The sequence below is a fragment of the Parasphingomonas caseinilytica genome (genome assembly GCF_036663755.1).
In the GTDB taxonomy this organism is placed as follows: Bacteria; Pseudomonadota; Alphaproteobacteria; order Sphingomonadales; family Sphingomonadaceae; genus Sphingomonas.
Window position 1 is genome coordinate 216,508 of sequence record NZ_JAXOJL010000002.1, and the last position, 15,980, is coordinate 232,487.

The 15,980-nt window shown below is 65.9% G+C and carries 12 protein-coding genes; 4 read left to right on the top strand and 8 right to left on the bottom strand.

Features of this window, described 5'->3' with window-relative positions; genetic code table 11:
* Positions 1–112 precede the first annotated feature (112 nt).
* Complete coding sequence (gene rlmB / locus U1738_RS07475; protein ID WP_332788416.1) at positions 113–862, top strand: 23S rRNA (guanosine(2251)-2'-O)-methyltransferase RlmB; 750 nt, start codon at positions 113–115, stop codon at positions 860–862.
* A gap of 296 nt (positions 863–1,158) precedes the next feature.
* On the opposite strand, the gene U1738_RS07480 is transcribed toward rlmB, so the two are convergent.
* Entirely contained in the window at positions 1,159–1,476 is a 318-nt protein-coding gene (locus U1738_RS07480; protein ID WP_332788417.1) for a 2Fe-2S iron-sulfur cluster-binding protein, read from the bottom strand.
* A gap of 69 nt (positions 1,477–1,545) precedes the next feature.
* On the opposite strand from U1738_RS07480, the gene U1738_RS07485 reads away from it, so the two are divergent.
* Entirely contained in the window at positions 1,546–2,169 is a 624-nt protein-coding gene (locus U1738_RS07485; protein ID WP_332788418.1) for a DNA-3-methyladenine glycosylase family protein, read from the top strand.
* A gap of 7 nt (positions 2,170–2,176) precedes the next feature.
* On the opposite strand, the gene U1738_RS07490 is transcribed toward U1738_RS07485, so the two are convergent.
* Positions 2,177–2,593, bottom strand: a complete 417-nt coding sequence (locus tag U1738_RS07490; protein WP_332788419.1) for a DUF2147 domain-containing protein — start codon at positions 2,591–2,593, stop codon at positions 2,177–2,179.
* A gap of 149 nt (positions 2,594–2,742) precedes the next feature.
* On the opposite strand from U1738_RS07490, the gene U1738_RS07495 reads away from it, so the two are divergent.
* Positions 2,743–4,080 carry an Nramp family divalent metal transporter gene (locus tag U1738_RS07495; RefSeq protein ID WP_332788420.1) on the top strand — a complete coding sequence of 446 codons (1,338 nt, stop codon included), beginning with the start codon at positions 2,743–2,745 and terminating at the stop codon, positions 4,078–4,080.
* On the opposite strand, the gene U1738_RS07500 is transcribed toward U1738_RS07495, so the two are convergent.
* From U1738_RS07500 to U1738_RS07515, 4 genes are all read right to left on the bottom strand, one after another.
* Positions 4,077–4,907 carry an HpcH/HpaI aldolase/citrate lyase family protein gene (locus U1738_RS07500; RefSeq protein WP_332788421.1) on the bottom strand — a complete coding sequence of 277 codons (831 nt, stop codon included), beginning with the start codon at positions 4,905–4,907 and terminating at the stop codon, positions 4,077–4,079. The genes U1738_RS07495 and U1738_RS07500 overlap by 4 nt on opposite strands.
* Before the next feature lie 161 nt (positions 4,908–5,068).
* Positions 5,069–6,547, bottom strand: a complete 1,479-nt coding sequence (locus U1738_RS07505; protein ID WP_332788422.1) for an efflux transporter outer membrane subunit — start codon at positions 6,545–6,547, stop codon at positions 5,069–5,071.
* On the bottom strand, positions 6,544–9,768 hold the full coding sequence (locus tag U1738_RS07510; protein ID WP_332788423.1) for an efflux RND transporter permease subunit: 3,225 nt from the start codon (positions 9,766–9,768) through the stop codon (positions 6,544–6,546). Before U1738_RS07510 ends, U1738_RS07505 begins: the two co-directional genes overlap by 4 nt.
* Positions 9,769–9,772: 4 nt before the next feature.
* On the bottom strand, positions 9,773–10,978 hold the full coding sequence (locus tag U1738_RS07515) for an efflux RND transporter periplasmic adaptor subunit (RefSeq protein WP_332788424.1): 1,206 nt from the start codon (positions 10,976–10,978) through the stop codon (positions 9,773–9,775).
* Positions 10,979–11,208: 230 nt separating this feature from the next.
* Between U1738_RS07515 and U1738_RS07520 the strand changes: the two genes are divergently transcribed.
* Positions 11,209–12,957, top strand: coding sequence for an ATP-binding cassette domain-containing protein (locus tag U1738_RS07520; protein WP_332788425.1), 1,749 nt, complete (start codon positions 11,209–11,211; stop codon positions 12,955–12,957).
* Between the two features lie 320 nt (positions 12,958–13,277).
* On the opposite strand, the gene U1738_RS07525 is transcribed toward U1738_RS07520, so the two are convergent.
* Together U1738_RS07525 and U1738_RS07530 are read right to left on the bottom strand one after the other, a co-directional pair.
* Positions 13,278–14,390 (bottom strand): S-(hydroxymethyl)glutathione dehydrogenase/class III alcohol dehydrogenase, encoded by a 1,113-nt coding sequence (locus U1738_RS07525; RefSeq protein ID WP_332788426.1) that lies wholly within the window; start codon positions 14,388–14,390, stop codon positions 13,278–13,280.
* Positions 14,391–14,447: 57 nt separating this feature from the next.
* Positions 14,448–15,980 carry a DHA2 family efflux MFS transporter permease subunit gene (locus U1738_RS07530; RefSeq protein WP_332788427.1) on the bottom strand — a complete coding sequence of 511 codons (1,533 nt, stop codon included), beginning with the start codon at positions 15,978–15,980 and terminating at the stop codon, positions 14,448–14,450.

Consider the following 15,980-nt stretch of genomic DNA (forward strand, 5'->3'; position numbering starts at 1 on the left):
CTTTCCTTCGATCGTCATGCCAGCGCAGGCTGGCATCTCAACGGGGCGCGTGTCGCCCCATCCCCATCAAGACCCCAGCCTTCGCTGGGGTGACAAAATAAGGCGCGCATAAATGGCCCGCAAAGGACATCGCCCATCCCAGGCCGCCGGGGGCCGCCCGCGCTTCTGGGGCCGTCACGCGGTGATCGCCGCTTTGGCCAATCCCGAACGCGTGGTGCGCAAGATCTGGGCGACGCGCGAGGCGATGGCGGCGCTCGATATCCCGCCGGTCGTGCCGATCGTGTTCGCCGACGTCGCCGATCTCGGCCGAATGGTGCCGGGCGACGCGCCGCATCAGGGGCTGGTGGCGGAGGTCGATCCGCTGGAGGATATCTGGCTCGGCGATCTGTTGCAGCAGGGCGCGGATGACAATCGCCCGTTGCTGGTGCTGGATCAGGTGACCGACCCGCACAATGTCGGCGCGATCCTGCGCTCGGCGGCGGCGTTCGATGCGCTGGGCATCATCACGCCGGATCGCCACGCCCCGCCCGAATCGGGCACGATCGCGCGCTCGGCCTCGGGCGCGCTGGAGGTAGTGCCGTGGGTTCGCGTGGTCAATCTCGCGCGGGCGTTGGATGAGATCGGCGAGGCGGGATATTGGCGTGTCGGGCTGGCCGGCGAGGCGACCCAGACCTTGGACAAGGCGATCGGCCAGCAGGCGCGCGTCGCCTTGGTGCTGGGGGCCGAGGGCGAAGGCATGCGCCACAACACCGCCCAACATTGCGACGAACTCGCCAAGCTGCCGATCTCGCACAAGGTGGAGAGTCTGAACGTGTCGAATGCGGCGGCGATCGCGCTATATGCGGTGACGACGCGGGTCTAAAGTTTGATGACTTTGGTTTGAATCGCGGTTTTCCTACATCGTCATTCCCGCGAAGGCGGGAATCCATAATCACTGCGCGTCATGAGACCCACTCAGTTCAGCCAGTATGGATTCCCGCCTTCGCGGGAATGACGGAAGATGTGGTTTAACCTCACGTCATCAGACTCGAGGTTGATGACGCTGTAATGCCAACCCCGTTCGTGCTGAGCTTGTCGAAGCACATGCCCTAAACATGCCCTTCGACAGGCTCAGGGCGAACGGGGTTTAGAGTGAGTGAAAGCCGCGACCTTGGCCGATCAATCTTCTGCAGCGATCCTGACCTTCAACCCGTCCAACGCATCCGTCAAATCCACCTGGCAAGACAGGCGCGAAAACTCGTCGCGCTCGCTCGACGAATCGAGCAGGTCGTTCTCGTCTTCGCTCATCTTGGGCAGTTTGGCCGCAAATTCCGGGTCGACATGCACGTGGCACGTCGCGCACGAACAGCAACCACCACACAGCGCCAGGATCTCGTCGATCCCGGCATCCCGGATCACTTCCATCACCGACAGCCCAGCCTCGCCATCGATCTCGCGTTCTTCCCCTTCGCGTGTCACGACGATAAGCTTCGGCATCTTGGGTCTCCCGGCAAATATGTCTTCCCGCCATGCCGTGCGATGCCGCCCCGATCAAGGATATCCCGCATGGGCCTGAGCGCCGACCAGCTCCGCACCGCGATCGATGCTTTGTGCGAGCGCGAACCGGCCTTCGCGGACGCCGTGGCGCGGGCCGGGTATCCGCAGCCGCGGATCAACCCGCGCGGCTATGCCACGTTGCTGCGCACGATCATCGGCCAGCAGGTGAGCGTCGCCTCCGCGCAATCGGTGTGGACCAAGCTGGAGGGGATCGTCGGCGACCTGACCGACCCCGGCAACATCGCCCGCGCGAGCGACGAACAGCTGCGCGCGGCGGGCCTGTCGCGCCAGAAGGCCGGCTATGCGCGCAGCCTGTCCGACGAGGTGACGAGCGGGCGACTCGATCTCGCCGATCTTCCCGAAGACGATGAGGAAGCGATAAGGGCGCTGGTCGCGGTGAAGGGCATCGGGCGCTGGTCGGCGGAGGTGTATCTGCTGTTCGCGGAAGGGCGCGCGGACATCTGGCCGGCGGGCGACCTGGCGGTGCAGATCGAGATCGGTCGCATCCTCGGCCACGAGACGCGGCCTTCGGAAAAGCTCACCCGCGAACTGGCGGAGGCGTGGCGCCCGCATCGCGGCGCGGCGGCGATCTTCACGTGGCACCATTATGGCAGCGACATGAAAGTGATTTGAAGGGCGGTTACTCCGCCTTCGGCCAGCGCTGCGTCTTACAGATGATGAAGAAACAGCCGCGCACCTTCAGCGACCCGTCCGGATACCGATCCAGCGTCGCGGTATAGGTGTCGCCCGATTGCGGATCGTAGAGATTGCCGTGCCAGCGGTCCCCGCCATCGGCGAAATCGAGCAGCAGCGGCAGGCCGACCAGCGGGCGACCGCGCTGTTTCGGGTCGTTGTTGCGCTCGTCCACCGTCTTGCCGTAATCGGCGGCGGGCAGCAGCTTGACGATGCGGCCGCACATCATCGCCCGTCCACACGGTTCGATCTGCACCACCGCTTTCTTGTTCTGCGTCATCCAGCGGCCGGCAACCGGCTCCGCCGCTTGCGCCGCCGTCGCGGAAACCAGCGACAACGCTATCGCCCAAGTCGTCAATCGCATGAGAAACCTCTCGATCCGCCGTAACCGTGGCGAAGGAGCGCCTCCCTGGCAGCGCATGATGGCCAAAAAACGACGCTTGTACTCACGGCCACGCTCTTCCTAACCCATGTCGATTGACGGCGCGGCGCGCTTGCGAGAGGGGATGGAGCATGTCGCCGCCTTTCTCCACCTTCGCCGATTCCGGCCAGGAGCGCCGCCCGTCGCTGGCCGAAAGCTATCGCACGGTGCGCGTGCCGACCGGAAAGGGTCGCTTCTGGGGCAAGATCGGCGCGTTTGCCGGGCCGGGTTACATGGTCGCGGTCGGATACATGGACCCGGGCAATTGGGCGACCGACCTCGCGGGCGGATCGGCGTTCGGCTATACCCTGCTGTCCGTCATCTTGATTTCGAACATCATGGCGATGGTGCTGCAATCGCTGTCGGCGAAGCTCGGTATCGTCACGGGGCACGATCTGGCGCAGGCATGCCGCGCGCGATACGGCCCGGTGGTCAATTTCTCGCTGTGGCTGCTGTGCGAACTGGCGATCATTGCCTGCGATCTGGCCGAGGTGCTGGGCACCGCCATCGCGCTGCAATTGCTGTTCGGATTGCCGCTGGTGGCGGGCGTGTGCCTCACCGCGTTCGACGTGATGCTGATCCTGGCGTTGCAACGCTTCGGGTTCCGCAAGCTGGAAGCGTTCATCGTCGCGTTGCTGATCGTGATCGCGGGCTGCTTCGCGTTCGAACTGGCGATCGCGCAGCCGAGCCTGTCGGGCATCGCCGCCGGACTGATCCCGCAGGCGCAGGTGATCACCAACCCGGCGATGCTGTACATCGCGATCGGCATCCTCGGCGCGACGGTGATGCCGCACAACCTCTACCTCCACTCCTCGATCGTGCAGACGCGCGCATACGATCAGGACGAGGCGGGCAAGCGCGACGCGGTGCGCCATGCGACGATCGACAGTACCGTGGCGCTGTTCCTCGCCCTGTTCATCAACGCATCGATCCTGATCTTGGCGGCGGCGGCTTTCCACGTGAACGGTCGGACCGACGTGGCGGAGATCGACCAGGCGTACAAACTACTCTCCCCCACCCTGGGCGCGGGCATGGCGAGCGTGGTGTTCGCGGTCGCGTTGCTTGCCTCGGGGCAGAATTCCACCGTTACCGGCACGCTGGCCGGGCAGATCGTGATGGAGGGGTTCCTGAACCTGCGCATGTCGCTGTGGCTGCGGCGGATGGTGACGCGGTTGCTGGCGATCGTGCCGGCAGTGATCGTGGTCGGCATGAAGGGTGCGGAGGGGGCGACGCAGTTGCTGGTGTTGAGCCAGGTGGTACTGAGCTTGCAGCTGCCCTTTGCGATCGTGCCTTTGGTGCGCTTTACCGGGGACAAGGCGCAGATGGGGGCGTTCGCCAATCCGTGGTGGCTGAAGATCGCGGCCTGGGGGATAGCGGCGGTGGTGATCGTGCTGAACGTGAAGCTGCTGGTGGGATTCTTCTTCGGCTAACCGATGATCCGTTCCGCCTGTTCCAGATGCAGGCGTTCGACCATTTCGCCATTCACCCGGATCGCGCCCTTGTCGGCATTTTCGGGGCGCGCGAACGCCGCGATCACCGCTTGCGCCCACGCCATTTGCGCCTCGCTTGCCCCGAAGGCGCGGTTGGCGGCGGCGATCTGGGCGGGGTGGATCAGCGATTTTCCGTCGAAGCCGAACATCGCGCCCTGTTCGCATTCGGCGGCCAGCAACGGCCCGTCCTCCAGCACGTTGCACACCCCGTCGAGCACGATCAGGCCGGTCGCCCGCGCCGCCATGACGAGCGCCGCCAACGCCGGCAGCAGCGGCGTGCGTGCGGCATCGGGGCGGCAGCGCATTTCCTTGGCGAGATCGTTCGTACCGGCGATCAGGCCGGTGAGGCCGTGCTGTGCCGCAGATGCGGTGAGCGCCCCGATCCCCGTCACCGCCGCGCACGTCTCGATCATCGCCCAGAGCGGCACGTTGCTGCCCGTTTCGGCGCGGGCGATGGCGAGATCGGCGGGCGTGGAGACCTTGGGCAGCAGGATCGCATCCGGTGCGGCGCGGCCGAGCGCGGCGCAATCGTCCGCGCCCCATTCGGTGTCGAGGCCGTTGACGCGCACGATCAGTTCGCGCGCGCCGAAGCCGCCCTGCTCCACGGCGGCGATGGCGGCGGCGCGCGCGCTGGCCTTGAGATCAGGCGCGACGGCGTCTTCGAGATCGAGGATGACCACGTCGCAGTCGAGGCCCCTCGCCTTTTCGATCGCGCGGGCGTTGGAGGCGGGCATGAACAGGGCGCTGCGGCGGGAACGGGTGGTCATGCTTGCTCCTGCGAGACCCACACCCGTCACCCCGGACTTGTTCCGGGGTCCACCAAGCGTCATGCTCGGGATTTGAGCCTCTCCTCTTGCCATTGCCGCACGGTGGACCCCGGAACAAGGCTCTGCTGAGCGAAGTCGAAGTATCCGGGGTGACGCAACAACTACGGCGTCTCCGTCGCCCCGGCCGGATCGCGCCGCGTCGGAACCGCCGCATTCTCCCAGCCGCCGCCGAGCGCCTTGAACAGGCTGATCTGCGCATCCGCCACCGCCGCATCCGACGATGCCAGGGTAGCGCGGGCGCTCGCGCGGTCGCGTTCGGCGTCGATCAGCAGCAGGAAACTGTCCGCGCCGTAATCGAAGCGTAGCCGTGACAGGCGCGCCGCCTCGTTGCTCGATTTCTCCGCGCGCACCAGCGCCGCATTGCGATCGAGCGCCCCGGCGTAGCGCGCCAGCGCCTGTTCCACTTCCTTCAGCGCGGTCAGCACCGTGCCGTCGAACGTCGCGAGGCTGGCGTCCGCACCGGCCCGCGCCTGACGGATGCGCGCACGCGCGATCGTCTGGTTGGGGAAGGACCAGGAGATCATCGGCCCGAGCGAGAAGGACAGGCCCGCGGAACTGAACGTGGTCGATGGCGATGTACCGCCCAGCCCGATACTGCCCAGCAGGCGGATCGAGGGATACAAAGCCGCCGTCGCTACGCCGACACGCGCGGTATCCGCTGCCAGCGTGCGTTCGGCCGCACGCACGTCCGGGCGGCGCGCGAGCAGGGCCGCGCCGTCGCCGGTGGGGATCACCGTCTTCACGCGCGGCGGCGTCTTGCACAGGTCCGCCTGGGCATCGATCTGTTCGGGCGCACGCCCGGTCATCGTGGCGAGCGCATAGAGCGAGGCGCGGCGTTCGGCCTCGAAGCTGGGGATCGTCGCCTGCGTCTGCGCCAGCAGCACGTCGGCACGCTCGACATCGCGGCGCGTGCCGCGCCCGGCGTCGAACAGGGTCTTGGTCAAACCGAGCGTCTTCTGCTGCAACGCCACGGTTTCCAGCGCCACCGCACGCTGCGCGGCATTGCCGCAGGCGGTGGAATAGGCCCGCGCCGTTTCCGCCGCGACCGCGACGCGCGATGCGTCCAGCTGTGCCGCCGCCGCCGCGACATCGCCGCGTGCCGCCTGAATCGCGCGCGTCACACCGCCGAACAGATCGACCTCGTACGCCGCATCGAAGCCGACGGAATAGAGATCGGTGTCGATCGCTCCGCCGCCATCTGCTCCCATCCCACTCGCCGCGAGATTGATCCGGTTATAGGTGGCGGACGCCGACAGATCGGTGCTGGGCAACCGCGCGCCCTTCTGTTCCGACAATATTGCCCGCGCGCGCGCCAGATTGGCGGCGGCGACGCGGATGTCGGTATTGTGCGCCAGCGCTTCGGTTACCAGCCGATCGAGCACCGCATCGTCGTACAGCCGCCACCAATTGGGCGGCAACTGGCTGGCGCTGACCGCCTGGGTCCGCGCCGCCTCGGCAAAGGCAGCCGTGTCCGCCGTTGCGGCGGGCGTCGTCGGCTTTACATAGTTCGGGCCGACCACGCAGGCGGACAGTGCCAGCGCCGATGTAAGCGCTGGGATCGAAGCGATGCGCGTCCTCATACCGGCACCACCTGATGATCCGGTGCGATCGGCGGTGGCGACCCCGTATCGTTGGGGGGATTATCGGGATGCTGGTCCGATTTCTTGCCGCGCCACAGGCCGGTCACCCAATCGCCGAGCTTGCGGCAGATGATGTAGAAGGCCGGGGTGAAAAGCAGGCCGAAAGTCGTCACGCCGATCATCCCGAAGAACACCGCCACGCCCAGCGCCTGACGCATCTCCGCGCCCGGGCCGGAGCCGATCACCAGCGGCAACACGCCGAGGATGAAGGCGATCGAGGTCATCACGATCGGTCGCAGGCGCTGTTCGGCGGCATGTTCGGCAGCGGCATACATATCCATGCCGTTCAACTCGTTCTGGCGCGCGAATTCTACGATCAGGATCGCGTTCTTCGCCGCCAGGCCGATCAGCACGATCAGGCCGATCTGCGTCAGGATATTGTTATCCAGCCCCATCACGTTGACGCCCAGGATCGCGGCCAACAGGCACATCGGCACGATCAGGATCACCGCCAGAGGCAGCACGACGCTTTCGTAATTCGCCGCGAGCAACAGGAACACGAACAGCACGGCCAGCGCGAACGCGATCGCCGCGGTATTGCCCGCCTGCTGTTGCTGGAACGCTAGCTCGGTCCACTCATAGGTCATACCCTTTGGCAGAATCTGACCCGCAAGGCCCGCCATCGTCGTCAGCGATTGCCCGGAGGAGAAGCCGCGCACCGTATCGCCCTGCAATTCGACGCTGGGATAGAGGTTGTAGCGCACCACGCGGTACGGCCCGCTGTCGTTCTTCAGCGTCATCACCGAATCCAGCGGCACCATCCCGCCCGAGGCCGATCGCGTCTTCAACCGGCCGATGTCCGATATCTGGTCGCGATACGGCGCATCGGCCTGCGCGGTCACACGGAACGTGCGGCCAAGGAAGTTGAAGTCGTTGATATAGGTCGAGCCGAGATAGGTGCCGAGCGTCGAGAAGACGTTGGCCACCGGGACGCCCAATTGCTCGGCGCGCTCGCGGTCGATATCGGCGAACACGCGCGGCGTCTTGGTGTTGAACGTCGTGAAGACGCTGGTCAGGCCCTCGGTCGTATTGGCCTTCATCATCATGCCGAAGGCGGCCTTTTCGAGCGCCTGATAGCCGAGGTTGGTGCGATCCTCGATGATCATCTTGAAGCCGCCGCCGGTGCCGATGCCGCGTACGGGTGGTGGCGGGATGACCAGCACGTTGCCGCCGGAGATCGCGCCGAACGCCTTGCGCATTTCGTTCGCCACTTCGTCTGCGCTCTTGCGGTCGCCGAACGCCTTCAGGGGAATGAACATCGCGCCGGCATTGGAGGCGGTCGAGAAGGTCGCGCCGTCCAGCCCCGAGAAGGCGACCGTCGTATTGGTCGCGCCATTGGCGAGCGCGATCTTCGCCGCCTGATCCATCACCGCATTGGTCCGTTGCAGCGAACTGCCCGGCGGCAACTGGATGACCGCGATCAGATAGCCCTGATCCTGCGCCGGAATGAACCCGGACGGCGTCTCGCCGAAGCGCCAGCCGGCCAGTGCGATGAGCGCGACATAGACGATGCCGACCAATGCCAGCGACCGCACCGCACGCGCGGTGAAGCGGCCAAAGCGGTTGGCGACCTTCTGGAACCCGCGATTGAAACCGTTGGCGAAGCGCGTCGGCGCGCCGCGCCAGCCGGGGGCCGGCTCATGATCGTGCTTCGGCTTCAGGATCAACGCGGCGAGCGCCGGCGACAGCGTGAGCGACACGAACGCGGAGATCACCGCCGCCGAGACGATCGTCAGCGCGAACTGCTTGTAGAACTGACCGGAAATGCCCGGAATGAAACTGGTCGGGATGAACACGCCGCACAGCACGAGCGAAATCGCGATCAGCGCGCCGGACACTTCGTCCATCGTCTCATGCGCGGCTTCGCGCGGAGACAGGCCCTTTTCCTCCATCAGGCGCTCGATATTCTCGACCACCACGATCGCGTCGTCGACGACGATGCCGACCGCCAGGATCATGCCGAACAGCGACAAATTGTTGATCGAGAAGCCGAACAGCGCCATCGCCATCAGGCTGCCGATCAGCGACACCGGCACCGCGACCAGCGGGATGATCGTCGCGCGCCACGTTTGCAGGAACAGCAGGACGACCAGGGCAACGAGCACGATCGCCTCGCCCAGCGTGTGATACACCGCGTTGATCGATTCCGAGATGTATTCGGTCGGGTTGTATGGAATCGAATAAGCCATGCCCGCCGGGAAGCTCTTGGACGCTTCGGCGATTTCCTTGCGCACCGCGTCCGCCGTGGTCAGTGCGTTCGACCCCGGCAGCTGCGTGATGCCGAGCGCCGTCATCGGCTTGCCGCCCAAGCGCGCGTTGATCGTGTAATCCTGCGCACCGAGTTCGATCCGCGCCACGTCGCGCAGACGCGTGAGCCGCCCCTGATCGTCGCGCTTGATGATGATCTCGCCGAACTGATCAGGATTGGTCAGGCGGCCTTCGGTCTGCACGCCCAACTGAAACGCAGTGGTGCCCTGGTTGAACGGCGGCGCACCGACCGAGCCGACCGCGACCTGAGCGTTCTGCGCGCGGATCTGCGTGACGATCTCGTCCACGGTGAGGTTGCGCGAGGAGGCGCGATCGGGATCGATCCACACGCGCATGTTATAATCGCGCCCGCCGAACGAGCGCACGCCGCCCACGCCGGGAATGCGCGAGATGCGATCGATGATCTGCGTCGTCGCATAGTTCGAAACGTACTGCTCCGACAGCGACCCATTGGGCGAGGTCAAGGCGATGACCATCAGGATGTCGGGCGAGTTCTTGCGCACCGTGACGCCGATCTGGCGCACCTGATCGGGCAGGCGCGGCTCGGCGGTGGCGACGCGGTTCTGCACCAGCACCTGCGCCTGATCGACATTGACGCCCTGCTTGAACGTCACGGTGATCGCGATCACGCCGTCGCCGGTGTTGGACGAGGACATGTAGATCATGTCCTCCACGCCGTTGATCGATTCCTCGAGCGGCGCGGCGACGGTTTCGGCCAAGGTTTCGGCCGTGGCGCCGGGATAGGTCGCGCTGACCACGACGGTCGGCGGCGCGATCTCGGGATATTGCGCGACCGGCAGGCCGGGATAGGCGACAAGCCCGAACACGACGATCAGGATCGACAGGACGGCCGCGAAGATCGGCCGTTCGATGAAGAAATGCGGGAATTTCACGGGATCAGCGCGCCGTGGCTTCGGATGGCGGCGGCGCGGTGTCGATCTGCGCGTTCGGCCCGGTATCCTTGCTGCGCGGCTGCATGCGGATCAGCTTCGGCGTCACCGCCGCGCCGGGTTGCAGCGATGTGAACCCATCGACGACGACATGATCGTTCGGCCCCAGCCCCGTTTTCACGACGCGCAGGCCCTCGACCAGCGGACCGGTCTCGATCGGATGCGGCACGGCCTTGTTGTCCTTGCCGACGACGTAGACCAGCTTGCGCGTCTGATCGGTGGTGATCGCCTCGTCCGGGATCAGCATCGCCTTGTAGCTGCCGGACCCGAGCAGACGCGCGCGTCCGAACATGCCGGGGGTGAGGAAGCCCTGCGGGTTGGCGACCAGAGCGTGCGCGCGGATCGTGCCCGAATTCTGGTCGACCGCGTTATCGAGGAAGTCCATGCGACCGCGCCAGCGATAGGTCGGCTCGTCGGCCAGCTTGATATCGACCGGGTTGGGCGTGGTGCGCGAGGATCCGCGCACGCCGGCCTGCGCCTGACGGAGATATTTGAGGTAGAAGCTTTCCGCGCCCTCGAACGAGAACCAGATCGGATCGGTCGAGACGACGCGGGTCAGCACCGTCGTGCCCTCGGTGGCGAAATTGCCCTTGCTGACGCGACGATCCGAGACGCGGCCGGACACCGGCGCGCGCACGGTGGTAAAGCTGAGATTGAGCTGCGCGGTGGCGACGGACGCGCGGCCGGCCTCGACATCCGCGGCGGCGGTGCCGACGGCGGCCTGCTTCTGCTCGAACTCCTCCTTGGAGATCGCCTGCGCTTCCAGCAGCTTGGCGGCGCGCGCCAGTTCGCTGCGAGCGTTGACCAATGTCGCCTGCGCCTTCGCCTGCGTCGCGCGCGCCTGCATCAGGGTGGCGCGGTAGGGGCGCGGATCGATCGTGAACAGGCCCTGCCCGGCGCGGACATATTGACCGTCGGTGAACAGCACCCGATCGATCGTGCCCGACACGCGCGGGCGGATTTCGGCATCCTGGATCGCCTCGAACCGGCCGACATATTCGTCCCAGTCGGTCACGTCGCGTTGCAGCGGCACGGCGACGGTGACATGCGCCGGTGGCGGCGCGGCGGGCGGCTTGGCGCCACCACATGCGGCGAGCAGCAGCAGGGCCGTACCGGCACCGGTCTTGCTCAGCCAGCTCTGGCTACAGCGCATAAAATTCCCCAACGGCTTGATTACGGGTGTTCACTTCACCCTCCCCACTGCCATCCGGATCGTTACCCGGTAGGTTAGTTTCGTTTCGCAACGTGCGGGCGACGCCAAGGTTTTACAAGTAGGGCTTAACACAGGTTTCTGATAAGTTACTAATTCGTAAGACAAGTTTTTGCTGCGCCGCAACAGGATGCGTTTTGCCCAACGCCTCCGCGTCCCCTATACGATCCGGTATGGCACGGGGCGACACAGGTGACGACGGACGCGCGCCGAACGGCGGCATGGCTGCTTTGCGGTCGGCGGGCGATTTCCTGAAGGCCTTTGCCGATCATGCGGGATGGCGCGGCGTTGCTGCGGCTGCCTTGGTCGGGGCCGGCGCGATACTCGAAGGCGTCAGCGTCGTTCTGCTGATCCCGATCCTCGGCGTCGTCGTGCCGGGTGGTGCGCCATCCGGCTGGCGGGTCTGGCTGAACACCATTTTGAACGGGTTCGGCGCGACGACAGCAACCGCGCAACTCGGCATATTGCTGGCCGCCTTCCTGCTGGTCGTGCTGCTGCGGAGCGGCATACTCCTGGCGCGCGATATGGCGCTGGCGAAATTGCAGGGCAGATTCGTCGAGGATCTGCGCAACCGGATGCTGCGAACACTGGCCGCCGCACCGTGGAGCCGCATCGTCTCCCTCCGCCACGCGCGCATCACCAATTTGATCGGCACGGAAATGCAGCGCGTGGGGGCGAGCGCGCAATTCATGATGCAGGGCAGCGTGGCGCTGGTGCTGCTGATCGTGCAGGCGGCACTCGCCTTCAGCCTCGCGCCAAAATTCGCCGCGGTGGCGATCGTGGTGTTGACGATCGGCGCGGCCGCCTTGCTCGGGACGTACGGCCGCACACGCGATCTGGGCGGGGACGTGGTGCGCAGGAGCCAGGCAATGATGGGCAGCGCCGCGACCTTTCTCGGCGGCCTGAAGGCGGCGGCAGCACAGAACGGGCAAGGCGAGTTCGTGGCGGAATTCGCCGCGATCCAGACGATGTTGAAGGACCGCCAGATCGCCTATGCCCGGCGCATGTCGCGGTCGCGCATGGTTTTTGCGCTGGGATCCGCGCTGGCGGGCGCGGCAGTGGTGTTCGGCGGAGTCGTATCGGGCGTATCGCCGCCGGTGCTGATCGCGCTGATCCTGATCTTCGCGCGGATGGCCGGGCCGGCGCAGCAGATCCAGTCCGCCACGCAGAACTTTGTCTTCAGCTTGCCGAGCTTCGAGGGCATGCGGCAGCTCGATATCGATCTGATGCGCGACGACGACGCGCGGCCTCCCCCGGTCATCCCGCCGCCCGGGCCGATCGAGCTTCGGGACGTGCGCTATCTTCATCCCGGCGGCGGCGGGGTGCGACAGGCCAGCCTGACGATCGATCCGGGCGAGTTCGTCGGCATTACCGGACCTTCGGGCGCGGGAAAGACGACTTTGGTCGATCTGCTGATCGGTCTGCTCGTGCCTCAGGCGGGCGAGATGCGGATCGGTGGGCTGCCGGCCGATGACGCCCTGCTCGCGGGATTGCGTGAGGGGATCGCCTATGTCCCGCAGGACGGCTTCCTGTTCCACGACACCGTGCGCCGCAACCTGACCTGGCACGACGACGGGATCGATCAGGCGCGGATCGATGCGGCGATCCGCCTGGCGGGGGCCGAGGCGCTGATCGCCGGGCTGCCCGAGGGGCTGGAAACGGTGATCGGCGAACGCGGCGCGATGCTGTCCGGCGGCGAGCGCCAGCGCCTCGCACTGACTCGCGCGTTGATCCGCCAGCCGCGCCTGCTGATCCTCGACGAGGCTGCTAACGCGATCGACGCCGAAGGCGAAGCGGCATTGCTCGCCCGCCTGGCTTCACTCGATCCCCGCCCAACGATCCTGATGATCTCGCACCGCGCAGAGAGCATGGCTTTGTGCGACCGGGTGATTGTCGTGGAGCGGGGGCTAGTGACCGCCTGAACGCCGCTTGCGCGCGCCCCGTCAGAGACCAAGCGGCGGGCGCACCATCGGGTACAGGACGAGCAACGCCATCCCGGGCGACAAGCGCTGGAACAGGGCGGCGGCAGATGCGGGCATCGCGGTTACGCTATCGCTCGGCGGTTGCGAGCGCCAGTGTGTGCGTTGGTTTGTGCCCGTTCCAAAACATCATGCCGGCGGAGGCCAAGATCCAATGGGCGGCAAGCGAGCGCGTGCAAACCAAGGACAACCAATGCGGCACGTTGGATCCCGGCCTTCGCCGGGATGACGGTTGAGGGGTTTGCGACTTTCGGGGATGAACCTCAGTACACGACCACCGACCGAATGCTCTCACCGGCATGCATCAGGTCGAAGCCTTTGTTGATCTCCTCAAGGCTCAGCACGTGGGTGATCATAGGGTCGATCTCGATCTTGCCGTTCATGTACCAGTCGACGATCTTCGGCACGTCGGTGCGCCCCTTTGCGCCGCCGAACGCCGTGCCGCGCCAGTTGCGGCCGGTGACGAGCTGGAACGGGCGCGTGGCGATCTCCTTGCCCGCTTTGGCCACGCCGATGATGATGCTAGTGCCCCAGCCGCGATGGCAGGCTTCGAGTGCGGTGCGCATCACTTCGGTGTTGCCGGTGCAGTCGAAGGTGAAGTCCGCGCCGCCATCGGTGAGCGCCAGGATCGCCACGATCGTATCGTCGCGCGATTTGCCGCGCGCGTCGATGAAGTCGGTCATGCCGAAGCGGCGGCCCCATTCTTCGCGATCGGGGTTCAGATCGACGCCGATGATCTTGTTCGCGCCGGCCATCCGCGCGCCCTGCAGCACGTTGAGGCCGATCCCGCCCAGCCCGAACACGACGACATTGTCGCCGACCTGCACCTTGGCGGTGTTCACCACCGCGCCGACGCCGGTCGTCACGCCGCAACCGACATAGCAGGCGCTGTTGAACGGCGCGTCCTCGCGGATCTTGGCGACGGCGATCTCGGGCAGAACGGTGAAATTCGAGAAGGTCGAGCAGCCCATGTAATGGAAGATCGGCTGGCCCTTATGGCTGAACCGCGTCGTGCCATCGGGCATCAGGCCCTTGCCCTGCGTCGCACGGATCGCGGTGCAGAGGTTGGTCTTGCCGCTGAGGCACGATTTACACTGGCGGCATTCCGGCGTGTAGAGCGGGATGACGTGATCGCCGGGCACAACGCTGGTGACGCCCGCCCCCACCTCGCGCACGATGCCCGCGCCTTCGTGGCCCAACACGCTGGGGAACAGGCCTTCGCTGTCCAGCCCGTCCAGGGTGTAGGCGTCGGTATGGCAGATGCCGGTCGCCATGATCTCGACCAGCACTTCGCCCGCCTTTGGCCCTTCCAGGTCGAGTTCGACGATCTCGAGCGGCTTCTTGGCTTCGAATGCAACGGCAGCACGGGTCTTCATGGGCGCATCTCCTCGTTCCGGGTCCGCCTATGCCAGCAGGTGGCCGTCATGCAAGCGTCAGTGCGCCGCGCCCATTTCGACCTTGCCCTGCGGTTTCGGCGCGAGCCACACGAATGCCGCGGCGATGATGAACACGACGAATGCCAGCGTGAAGACATGCGTCGCCCCGACGGTCGAGGATTGCGCCTCGACCAGCCGATCGATCGCCCCGCGCGCCTGTTCGACGCCGAGGCCCTTCGCCTGCAACTGTTCCATCGTCGCCGCCACGCCGTTCATGGACGGCACCATATCGGATCGGCTGATGCGGCTGGCATTGTCCCATGCGGTGGTTGCCGTGGCGGTGCCGATCGCGCCGCACAGCGTGCGCACGAAGCTCATGATGCCGGCCGCCGACGTCGTCTCGCTCGGCTTGACCGACGACAATGCGAGCGCGGTGAGGCCGATGAAGAAGAACGGCATGCCGAACCCCTGTAACAATTGCGGCATGGCCAGATGCCAGAAATCGGAATCCGTGCTCCAGTCCGCACGCAACAGCGACATAACGCCGAGCCACAGGATCCCGCCACACACCGTGATGCGGAGATCGACCTTGCCGACGAGCCGCGCCGCGACTGGTGACATCGCGACCGCGAACACACCGACGAACGCGGTCGTGAACCCGGCCTCGGTCGCGGTGTAGCCGACCACCTGTTGCAGCCATAACGGCGTCAACACGACCGAGGCGAAGAACGCGCCGAACCCGAGCGCGATGGCGATGGTGCCAGCGGTGAAGCCCCGATGTCGGAACACCTTGATGTCCACGATCGGGTTCTTCTCGCCCAATTCCCAGATGATGAATGCCGGCAGGCCGATCGCGGCGATGATCGCCATGGCGACGACGAACGGCGAGGAGAACCAGTCATGCTCGCGTCCGGTATCCAGCATCAGCTGGAACGCGCCGACCCACACGATGAGCAGCACCAGCCCGACCACGTCGATACCGACCTTGGCGGTCTTCGTCTCGAACGGCGCCACGATGCGACCGACGGCGAAGATGCAGAAGCAGACGACCGGAATGTTGATGAAGAAGATCCACGGCCAGGTCCAATTGTCGCTGATCATCCCGCCCAGGATCGGCCCGGCGATCGGCGCGCACACCGTCGTCATCGCCCATAGCCCCATTGCGGCGCCAGCCTTCTCCTTGGGGAAGATGCGCAACAGCAGCATCTGGCTGAGCGGCATCAACGGCCCACCCGACAGGCCCTGGCAGATACGGAACACGACCAGCATCGGCAGGCTGTTCGACAGGCCGCACAGCATCGAGAAGATGCCGAACCCGATCAGCGACATGATGAACCAGCGCACCGTGCCAAAGCGCGACGCCAGCCACCCGGTCAGCGGCACGCTGATCGCGTCGGCCACCGAATAGGACGTGATCACCCACGTCCCCTGCGTCGGCGAGATCGCCAGACCGCCGGCGATATGCGGCACGGAGACGTTGGCGATCGTCGTATCGAGCACGACGACGAAGTTCGCCAGCGCCAGCGCGATGCCGCCGAGCAGCAGCTTGCCGCCGGTCAGCGGTGCCGGCTGGGTTTCGGCGTCGGCCAT

Coding starts and splice junctions, on each gene's coding strand:
- U1738_RS07515 (WP_332788424.1), bottom strand. CDS start 10,978: ATGCGCTGTAGCCAGAGCTGGCTGAGCAAGACCGGTGCCGGTACGGCC.
- U1738_RS07500 (WP_332788421.1), bottom strand. CDS start 4,907: ATGACCACCCGTTCCCGCCGCAGCGCCCTGTTCATGCCCGCCTCCAAC.
- U1738_RS07495 (WP_332788420.1), top strand. CDS start 2,743: ATGTCGCCGCCTTTCTCCACCTTCGCCGATTCCGGCCAGGAGCGCCGC.
- U1738_RS07525 (WP_332788426.1), bottom strand. CDS start 14,390: ATGAAGACCCGTGCTGCCGTTGCATTCGAAGCCAAGAAGCCGCTCGAG.
- U1738_RS07505 (WP_332788422.1), bottom strand. CDS start 6,547: ATGAGGACGCGCATCGCTTCGATCCCAGCGCTTACATCGGCGCTGGCA.
- U1738_RS07485 (WP_332788418.1), top strand. CDS start 1,546: ATGGGCCTGAGCGCCGACCAGCTCCGCACCGCGATCGATGCTTTGTGC.
- U1738_RS07490 (WP_332788419.1), bottom strand. CDS start 2,593: ATGCGATTGACGACTTGGGCGATAGCGTTGTCGCTGGTTTCCGCGACG.
- U1738_RS07480 (WP_332788417.1), bottom strand. CDS start 1,476: ATGCCGAAGCTTATCGTCGTGACACGCGAAGGGGAAGAACGCGAGATC.
- U1738_RS07530 (WP_332788427.1), bottom strand. CDS start 15,980: ATGGCCGACGCCGAAACCCAGCCGGCACCGCTGACCGGCGGCAAGCTG.
- U1738_RS07520 (WP_332788425.1), top strand. CDS start 11,209: ATGGCACGGGGCGACACAGGTGACGACGGACGCGCGCCGAACGGCGGC.
- rlmB (WP_332788416.1), top strand. CDS start 113: ATGGCCCGCAAAGGACATCGCCCATCCCAGGCCGCCGGGGGCCGCCCG.